The 9,287-nt window shown below is 30.8% G+C and carries 6 protein-coding genes and 1 tRNA gene; 5 read left to right on the top strand and 2 right to left on the bottom strand.

What is annotated here, in order from left to right; translation table 11 throughout:
- Window positions 1-218 precede the first annotated feature (218 nt).
- Window positions 219-950, bottom strand: coding sequence for an EI24 domain-containing protein (locus tag ACIQ56_RS10785; protein ID WP_397601064.1), 732 nt, complete (start codon window positions 948-950; stop codon window positions 219-221).
- Between the two features lie 49 nt (window positions 951-999).
- On the opposite strand from ACIQ56_RS10785, the gene ACIQ56_RS10780 reads away from it, so the two are divergent.
- The 3 genes from ACIQ56_RS10780 (at window position 1,000) to ligA (ending at window position 6,839) form a co-directional block, all read left to right on the top strand.
- A complete protein-coding gene (locus ACIQ56_RS10780) occupies window positions 1,000-3,357 on the top strand; it encodes a DNA translocase FtsK (RefSeq protein WP_397601063.1) in 2,358 nt (785 codons plus the stop codon).
- Window positions 3,358-3,384: 27 nt separating this feature from the next.
- Window positions 3,385-4,803, top strand: coding sequence for a helix-turn-helix domain-containing protein (locus ACIQ56_RS10775; protein ID WP_397601062.1), 1,419 nt, complete (start codon window positions 3,385-3,387; stop codon window positions 4,801-4,803).
- A 65-nt stretch (window positions 4,804-4,868) separates the two neighbouring features.
- The gene (ligA, locus tag ACIQ56_RS10770; protein WP_397601061.1) at window positions 4,869-6,839 is read left to right on the top strand and encodes an NAD-dependent DNA ligase LigA; all 1,971 of its coding nucleotides are present in this window, start codon (window positions 4,869-4,871) and stop codon (window positions 6,837-6,839) included.
- On the opposite strand, the gene ACIQ56_RS10765 is transcribed toward ligA, so the two are convergent.
- A complete protein-coding gene (locus ACIQ56_RS10765) occupies window positions 6,831-7,961 on the bottom strand; it encodes a ComEC/Rec2 family competence protein (RefSeq protein ID WP_397601060.1) in 1,131 nt (376 codons plus the stop codon). The genes ligA and ACIQ56_RS10765 overlap by 9 nt on opposite strands.
- A gap of 192 nt (window positions 7,962-8,153) precedes the next feature.
- Between ACIQ56_RS10765 and ACIQ56_RS10760 the strand changes: the two genes are divergently transcribed.
- Both ACIQ56_RS10760 and ACIQ56_RS10755 read left to right on the top strand, forming a co-directional pair.
- Window positions 8,154-8,230 (top strand) — tRNA-Arg (locus tag ACIQ56_RS10760).
- 107 nt (window positions 8,231-8,337) lie between these two features.
- The gene (locus ACIQ56_RS10755; RefSeq protein WP_397601059.1) at window positions 8,338-9,024 is read left to right on the top strand and encodes a cyclase family protein; all 687 of its coding nucleotides are present in this window, start codon (window positions 8,338-8,340) and stop codon (window positions 9,022-9,024) included.
- Window positions 9,025-9,287 lie beyond the last annotated feature (263 nt).

Raw genomic sequence — 9,287 nt, 5'->3', positions numbered from 1 at the left:
TTCAAACGTCATCCAAAGTCCGTTCAACAAAGGGCTTGCTTGTCCATGTTTTCGGAAGATTTTCTGCATGCCTTTTTAAGTACATATTCTTTTTCTAAAAACACATTCTCAACTCTTAACTGGCATTTTTTGTTAATAAAATATGTTTTTGATTTTTAATTTTAATAAAATATGTATTCACAATTTTTACTGTATTTAAATTTATAATAAAGAAAGTTTTAATTCTTTAACAAATTTTCACCTTTTTCAAATTTAGCATAGACAATAGCGCCTGCTGCTGCCATTGAAAAAGCCATTAGTGTTCCTATGATTGGAATATAACACCATATTCCAAGTCCAATACACAATCCCCAATTACGAATGCCAAATAAAACTCTTTTACGCAAGGGGATATTCATTAAGAGCAATGTTCTGTCAATGTTGTTCCATCCTAAATACCAAATTCCAATGATTAAAACGATAGGGGCAAAAATTTGAACAAAAAAAGATAATATAAATAAACATAAAATAACTACGGCTTTTGTTACTTCAGAAATAATACTATCTATAAAATCCATAAAACTTTGATTAGGGGTTTTATTCCCAGAGGTTTTTTCATAAGCTTTTTGAGCAATAATATCGTAAATTGGGCTAGCAATGGCATTAACAAAAGCTGTACCAAAAATTCCATATAATAAAAATCCAATTATCCAAATTATAATTTCGATAAATACAGTGTTAAACAGAGGAGCTAAGAAAGTTCCGTCCCATTTTAGTGCTAAAGAGTGAAAGAGAGGTATAATCCATTTTGCGATAACGATATTTCTAACTATCCAAAAATAGATTATGAGGTTCAAGATATGAGGAGCGGTGCCTAATAGAAGCATGCCTTTATTACGAAGGAAAAATCTGACAGAATAAACAGGGGATTTCATCCCTAAAAATATTTGCTGAAATGGTTCAATGGACATACTGCCCTCCTTTACAAGGGTAGAATAATGTTACTAACGGAGACTCTCAATGGTATCTTCAACGGATATAAGGAATAAAGATTCTTTTAACGGTGCTTTGCCAAATAATAGTGCAGAAGATCGAGAGTACCTAAAAGAATATATTCATATTCTTCTTTTGGGTATTACATTTTGTGTTTTTGTTTCCATTATAACTTATAATCCATCGGATCCAAGCTCATTTAATATCAATTCAAAATCTTTGAATAATATTTCGCATGTATCAAATACGTTTGGACTTCTTGGAGCATCTATTGCGGATTGGTGTTTTCAAGTTTGTGGCTTAGGTTCTATGGTTTTTTCAATGGTATTTATAGTTCAATTATTAAATACGTTAAGAAGGCCGAGGCAACGAAGCCGCTTTGGTTTGAGAGTATTTGGTTACCCTCAACTTATCCTTTGTTATTTAGGTTTAATGTCTCTTATTTCTCCAGAAATTCATTTTCGTGGAGTTGATATTTATACAGGTGGCATTATTGGTCATTTGGTTTCACATTTTTTTATCACCTTTATTGGTAAAACTGGCGCTATAATTGCATTGTCTATTGTCGGTTTAGCGAGTTTAACTTTATCGCTTGGTATAAGGCCATTAACAACTCTTTCTTATTTGTTGTCTTTATTTCCAAACAAAGTAACAAAAAAAATTGTTGGTGCTATTGAAGAACAAGCTAATGAAAAAGATAATCAATCAACTTATATTCAAGAAGATATTTTTAAACAAAATAAAGAAGAGAAAAAGTCTTTTATTGAAGAAAAAAAGCCGATATTTAATTATGCTGTAGAAGAAATTCAAGTGGCTCCAGCTAATTCTTTTTCTAATGATATTACATTTGCTAATGTTTCGCCAAAAGTTGCTTTTTTAATTAATAAAAAAGATTTTGATTCTTTGTTATCAAAACTTGAATATCATAAAATAAACGGACAAAAGAAAAATCCAGAAATTGAAAATCAAAAATTACGAGCAGAAGCTAGACTCATTGAAGATAAATTATCTACTTTTGGAGTCAAAGGATCTGTGATTAAAAGTCAAAATGGACCTGTCATTAATTTACATGAGTTTGAACCCGCTTCTGGAATTAAAGTTAATAAAGTTCTCTCTCTGCAAGATGATCTTACTCTAGCATTAAAAGCTCAAAGTGTTTTAATTGGATTACAGCCAGGAAAAAGCTCATTAGGAATTGAACTTCCTGCTTCAACTCGTGAAACTGTTTCTTTAAGAGAAATTATGGAATCTCCATTGTTTCAAAATCCAAATATTCCTCTTTCTGTAGCTTTAGGGAAAAATGTTGATGGCTCTCATTTAATTACAGATTTATCAACAATGCCACATTTGCTTGTTGCAGGTTCAACAGGATCTGGAAAAAGTGTTTGTATAAATGTCATGTTATTAAGTTTAATGATGAGCAAAACACCAAGACAACTTCGATTATTATTAGTTGATCCAAAAATGTTAGAACTCTCTGTCTATGATGGTATTGGCCATTTATTAATGCCCGTTGTAACTGAGCCAGATAAAGCAGCGGGAGCATTAAAATGGGCAATAGAAGAAATGGAACGCCGATATCGGTTAATGAAAAATTATCAAGTAAGAAATATTTTAGCTTATAATAATGCTGTTACAAATGGAGAAATAAAACAAACGGATCCAAAACAACAAAAATTAGATTTGTTACCTTATATTGTTGTCGTGGTTGATGAATTAAGTGATCTTATGATGACTTCTCCAAAAGATGTCGAAGATAGTATTCAACGTTTAGCTCAAAAAGCAAGAGCTGCGGGTATTCATTTAATATTAGCAACTCAAAGACCAAGTGTAGACGTATTAACTGGTGTTATAAAGGCAAATTTACCGTGTAGATTGAGTTTTCAAGTGGCTTCAAGGCATGACAGTAGAACAATTATTGAAAATATTGGGGCAGAAAGATTATTAGGGAAAGGTGATATGCTATTTTTACCGCCTGGAATTAGTAAAGTTATTCGTGCACAATGTGCTTTTGTAACAGATAAAGAAATAAATTTGATGGCATCTGAATTAAAAAAACTATATCCACCAGTTTATGAAACACATGTAATGCAAGACATTGAAAGAGCTTCACTAGACTTGATGAGACAAAAAAATGACAAAGGGAGCGAAATTAGTACACTCACTTTATCCGGTGAAAATGAGACCATTGACGAAAATACCCTTTATGAAAGAGCTGTCGATTTTGCGCGAGAGGCTGGGAATGTAAGTACATCAAGTATTCAAAGAGAATTCCGAATAGGATACAACCGAGCTGCACGTATAATGGATAGAATGATTCTTGAAGGAATTGTTGGGCAAGCTGAATCTTCGGGTAAACCAAGACCAGTAATCAAACGATTTTAGAGTTCAATAACAAAAGGACTGTGGAATATGAATATGAACCAAGCCGCATACCAGAATGATAAAAATGCACTTGGTGTTACTTATGAAACGGCGACTCTTATAGGAAGTCGACTTCGTGCCGCTCGTGAACAGAAACGATTTTCACCTTCTCAGGTTTCTGCGCGGGTCAAAATTCGTGAGCGTTATATAGAAGCTATTGAAATTGGAGATTGGGATGTCCTTCCGCCAGGTTTAAATGGAAGAGGCCTCATAAGATTATATGCAAGAGAATTAGCTGTTGCTATTCCTGAATTTGAAGCTTTTCATCATTTACAAACTGTAATGCTTGAAAAACAGTCTGAACGTTTAATGGCATCTTCAAATAAAAAATCGAAATATCATCCAGCGGCAGAGGAGTCTGCTGAGGTTATTCGCTCAATATCTCGTAGTGAATTTCAAAAAGGGATAAATTTAGAAACTTCTGAATACGGTTCGTCTTCAATGCATCCAGATGAACCCGCTCCTCATACTCCAAGTTCGAAAGTATATTCAAGACCTGTTTTTACACAAAGGACTGCAGCTTCGACAGGTAGTGCTTCAATTGTCACTCCTAATATTTATGATGTTCTTGGCCTTCAAGTAGATGAACTGAAAGTTCAAGAAATAGCTGAACCCGAATATCCTGTTGCAAAAGAACAAATAAATATAAGACAAAATTTACCAACAGCAGAACCTGTAAAAAAATCGACAGTAGAAGCGCCTCCTATTATTGAAAAAGAAAAAATAAGAGTTGAAGAAAAAGTATTTCACGAAAGTCATGTAAAAAAAGATCTTCCGTATGTTACTTCAAAAGAAGTGAAAGAAGAGTCTGTTATTAAAAAAAGATTTTTTGATTTAAATCCATTGCAAATTGTTGTTTTGTTATCTTTTGTCATGATTTTTATTTTTGTAAGTTTATATCTCTTTTCAAGAAATTCAAGTCAAACTAAAGTAACAAATTTGTCAGCAAAACAACTTGAAAATGAGATTGGAGAAAGTGAAGCTTTACCAAATTCAATCGTAAATTCAAATATTCCAGCGGCCGCTGATGCTCAAAAAGCAACCGTTTATCCTCCGCAAACAAAAACAGTTGCCGCAGAAACGAAAGACTCATCCTCAGTGGCTCAAGTGGCATCAAACACGCCCCCAGTAGCACAAAAAACTCAGTCTATTGTTGAAGTAGAAAGAATAGTAAAACTAAATATAACTTCAAAAGTAAACATTACAATTGAAGCAGATGGCAAACAAATTTTTTCAGGTGTTCATTCTTCGGGAGTCCTAGATATTCCTTTTAAAAATAAAGCAGAAATAAATATGTCTGATGCTTCAAAGGTGAGTTTAATTTATGAAGGAGTAAATCACGGTCCATTAGGTTATGCAGGCAGAAAAAGAAAAATTGTATTAAATGCAAAAGCCTATGTAGAATAACAAAAATACTTGCTCATATCCCTTTCTACTTGTTATAACCCTCCCGACCTTAGGGAGGTTTTTTTATGTCAATCAAAATAGAATCTAATAAGAAAATAGAAGCCATAGCATCTCAGTTACTTTATCATAAAAAACTGTATTATACAGGTCGTAGTTTAATAAGTGATATGGAATATGATTCTTTAGAAGATCAATTAAAAAAATTATCCCCAAATCATCCTGTTTTATCGTTGGTTGGTTATCAATTTGAAGATTCTGGGAAAAAAATATCGCATCAATTACCAATGTTATCTTTAGCAAAAACCTATTCAATTGAAGATTTATTCGATTTTTTAAATAAAAATCCAAGTGTTGCTATGGATAAATTAGATGGCATGGCTCTTTCTATTGAATATGACGAAAATGGTAAGTTTTTAAGAGCTTCAACAAGAGGCAACGGTAAATTAGGAGAAGATGTTACAGAGCATGTTTATTATATAACAAATATTCCAAAAAAATTAAACATTGATAAAAAATGGCAAGGATTTCATTTTGAAATAAGAGGTGAAATTTATTTTCCTCATTCCGAATTTCAAAATTTTCAGGATCGTTTTGACAGTTTTCGTAATGCCGTTCCTGGTACTTTAGGACGTAAAGATGTTGAAGAGGCTGTTGATGTATTAAGAGTATTGCATTTTTGTGTTTATGATTTATTGGTGTTTGATAATAAAAGTAACTATGTTTCAGCAAAAGAAATTCCAAAATATTTTGATATACCCAATAATTATCTTTCAAAACTAAATTTAACAAAAAAAATGGGTTTTGAAGAAAATATGAATTATGTTTTAGATGTAACAGATATTAAAAATAGAGATGAATTAAATTTATTTATAGAAAACTGGTATAAAAAAAGTAGAGATTATCAAATTGATGGTATTGTTTTTCGATTTAAAGATGAAATTTTATGGGAAAACTTAGGAAATACAGCCCATCACCCAAGAGGAAGTCTCGCATTTAAACAAGCTGGTGAAACAGCAGAAACCGAAATTTTAGCGATTGAAGAAAATGTAGGTCGTAGCGGAAAAATAACTTTTAGAGCAAAATTAAAAACGGTTGAATTATCGGGTGCAAAAATTTCTTATGCTACTTTGCATAATGCTCAATTTATAGAAGAAGGCAATTATGCTGTCGGTGCTAAAGTTGAGATCATTCGCAGTGGTGAAGTAATACCAGCTATTATTCGTTTAATTAAGCGTTCGCAACAAATTTTTGAATTACCTAAAAATTGTAAATGCGGGTATCCTTTGACACGTCAAGGCCCCGATTTAATGTGTTTAGAGAATCTTTCTTGTAATTATAAAGATCAAGAAAGTCTTGTTTATTTTATTTCCTCTTTAGATATTATGGGCGTTTCAGACAAATTTGTTTTAAAAATTCGGGAGGCTGGATTAGTTCAAGAGCCTGCTGATTTTTATAAATTAACTGTAGAAGATCTTATTCAAATTGAAGGTTTTGCTCAAAAATCTTCAGAAAATGTTGTTGCCGCTATTCAAAATTCCAAAAAAATTCCTTTAGCAAAATTTTTAACTTCTCTTGGTTTAAAACGGGGCGGAGCTGTTAAATGTCAAGAAGTAGCTAAAAAATGTGTCCACCTTCAAAACGTTTTAAAATTAAAAGTAGAAAATCTTTTAGAAGAAAAAGGTTGGGCTCAAAAATCAGCTGAAGATTTTGTTGAATCATTAAAAATAAAAGAAAAAATAATTCAAAATTTATTACAATATGTTGAAGTTATTGATGATGAATCTGGGGCTTTGATACAAAGTCAAAGTGATCATCCTTATTATGGAAAAAATATTTGTATTACCGGAGCGCTTTCAAGGCCAAGAGAAGAATACAAAAAAATGTTGGATAATGTCGGTGCCAAACTCGTTTCTGCTGTAAGCTCAAAAACAGATTTATTAGTTTGTAACGAACCCAGTTCTTCATCAAAATATAAAGATGCAATAAAGCATAATGTTAAAATAGTAAGTGAAGAAGAATTTTCTTCACTACTTTAAAGCAAGAAATTTATTTCTTGCTTTAAATAATTTTCTTTCTTTTAAGAAATCAGAAAATATCCAAAGTATAATTAAAATAGTATTTAAATAAACCAATCCTTCTAATGAAAAAATAGGATTATTTTTGTCAAAAGGATTTTTATTTGTGGTATTAATACTAAAAGTAAACGCAATTTTTTTTAAAATGAATAAAGAAATGTCTAAAAAATATATGATATAAGGATAGAATATAAATTGATTAGGAATAAATATAGCAAGTAACGATAGAGGCGTTATTAAAAAACAAACAATTGGTAATGCTAAAATATTTGCAGAGCATGAATTTATAATATCAATATTTGTGAAAGGATAGAGAATAATTCCAGTAAAAAATGATGTTAAAATGGTATTGCAAATCGCTTTAAATATTTTTAAATTTGAAATTAAAAAATTTGTTATATAACTTGAAATTTCTAAGACTATAGCGCCAATTGCAGAAAGTAAAAAGGAAAAATTAATAAAAACATTTCCAAATGAAAATGAAATAAGAATAAGGACAAAAATTTTATGAAATATTTTTGATGTTAAAAATGGAAATAGTTTAAAAAAAGAGAAATATTGACTTTGAACAAATTTTATAGATTGAAAATAACTTAATGCAGAAACTCTTATTAGTGCTCCCGTCCAACCAAATAGAGAGCATATAATTAATGAAATAAATAATGATAAATAAATTTTAAAATAATTTATAAAACTCATTAGTTTATTAGGATTTGTGTTTTTATAAAAGATATAAAATAAAATATAAGAAAAAACTTTGCTTATGCCATTCGCAAGAGGAACAACTTGGCCACCAGAAATAGCTAATAAATGTATTAACCCCGAATTTTGAAATGCTTTTGCTTCTGAAAAAGTTAATTTTCTTAGGTTTCCTAAAAAATTTAATGCTAGGTTAGACTCTTGCATTTGTGTTGACGTGAATTTTGCCTTCTGTTCTACCCAATTTGAAAAATCAAAAAATTGTTTAAAAATTCCGTTATTTTTTATTTCTTCTGGTAAATCGTTTAATAATATAATTAGTACAATATATAGAATTATAGAAAAAAAAATATTTTTGTATAAATAATATTTTATATGACTCATTTCCCAGGCCTACTCTTCCTCTTTCATTAGAGGGCCTATATTTAAACCAGACTCAAAAAGATGACTTGAGATGTATGATATTTGATCGATTTGTATTAAAATGAAGACATATTATGTATTGAAATGAATTTATAATAATTTCAATAGAATAGTCTTGACGTTTGTTTTTATTTTTGCAAATTATAGAACACTGTCGCCATAGCTCAGTTGTATAGAGCACTTCTTTCCTAAAGAAGGGGTCGTAGGTTAGAGTCCTACTGGTGACGCCACTTTTTTGAAATGTATTCTATTTCTTGTATTTTATTTGCTACTAAAAATTTGAAAATCACTTCACAATCTATTTCGTAAGTTTTTCATTTATAGAACGGGATAAATAATGCTCTCTTTTCCTTACAGAATTATTGATTTAACTCATACTTTAGATGAAAATATTCCGCACTGGGATGAAGGATGTGGATATAAACAGGATAATATCATAGATTATACTGATTGTAATACAGAAGTTCAATTTCGAGTCCAACAAATAAAAATGCAAGCTGGAATTGGAACTCATATTGACGCACCTGCACATTGCAATCCAAATGGAATTTATATTAACGAAATTTCCTTACAAGATCTTATCGTTCCTTGTGTGGTTATTGATGTGTCTTTGTTTGCACATTCAAAATATACGGTCTCTTTAAAAGATGTAAAATTATTTGAACAAATAAACTCCCCTATTAACTCAAATAGTTTTGTATTTTTTAGAACGGGTTGGGAAAAATATTGGGATTCGCCAGATCAATATCGTAATCATTATTTATTTCCATCAATTTCTAAAGACGTAGCTGAATATCTTTTAGAACGAGGAATAAAAGGAATAGGCATAGATACTCTTTCTCCCGACAGGCCAGAAGATGGATTTCCCGTCCATAAAATTCTTCTAGGTAATGGAAAATATATTATTGAAAATGTGGCTAATTTAAAAAACATGCCTATTATCGGAGGTTTTATATGCGCACTCCCCTTAAAAACGAAGGGAGGAACAGAAGCGCCCGTAAGGTTAGTTGGTTTCAAAAGCTAGAAAAAATATTTTAAAAATGTATGAATTCAATTTTTGAAAATTAAAAAGACATTGACCCAAAGTTAAATATAGTTTAAGATAATTAGTGTTTACTATATATGCCAGTTAAGAGTTGAGAATGTGTTTTTAGAAAAATAATATGTACTTAAAAAGGCATGCAGAAAATCTTCCGAAAACATGGACAAGCAAGCCCTTTGTTGAACGGACTTTGGATGCCGTTTGAATGCCACTAGATTCAATTAACCAGTTGAATAGGATTTCTA

Source organism: Silvanigrella sp. (assembly GCF_044369315.1).
GTDB lineage: Bacteria > Bdellovibrionota_B > Oligoflexia > Silvanigrellales > Silvanigrellaceae > Silvanigrella.
This window is presented reverse-complemented; position numbering and strand designations above follow the sequence as displayed.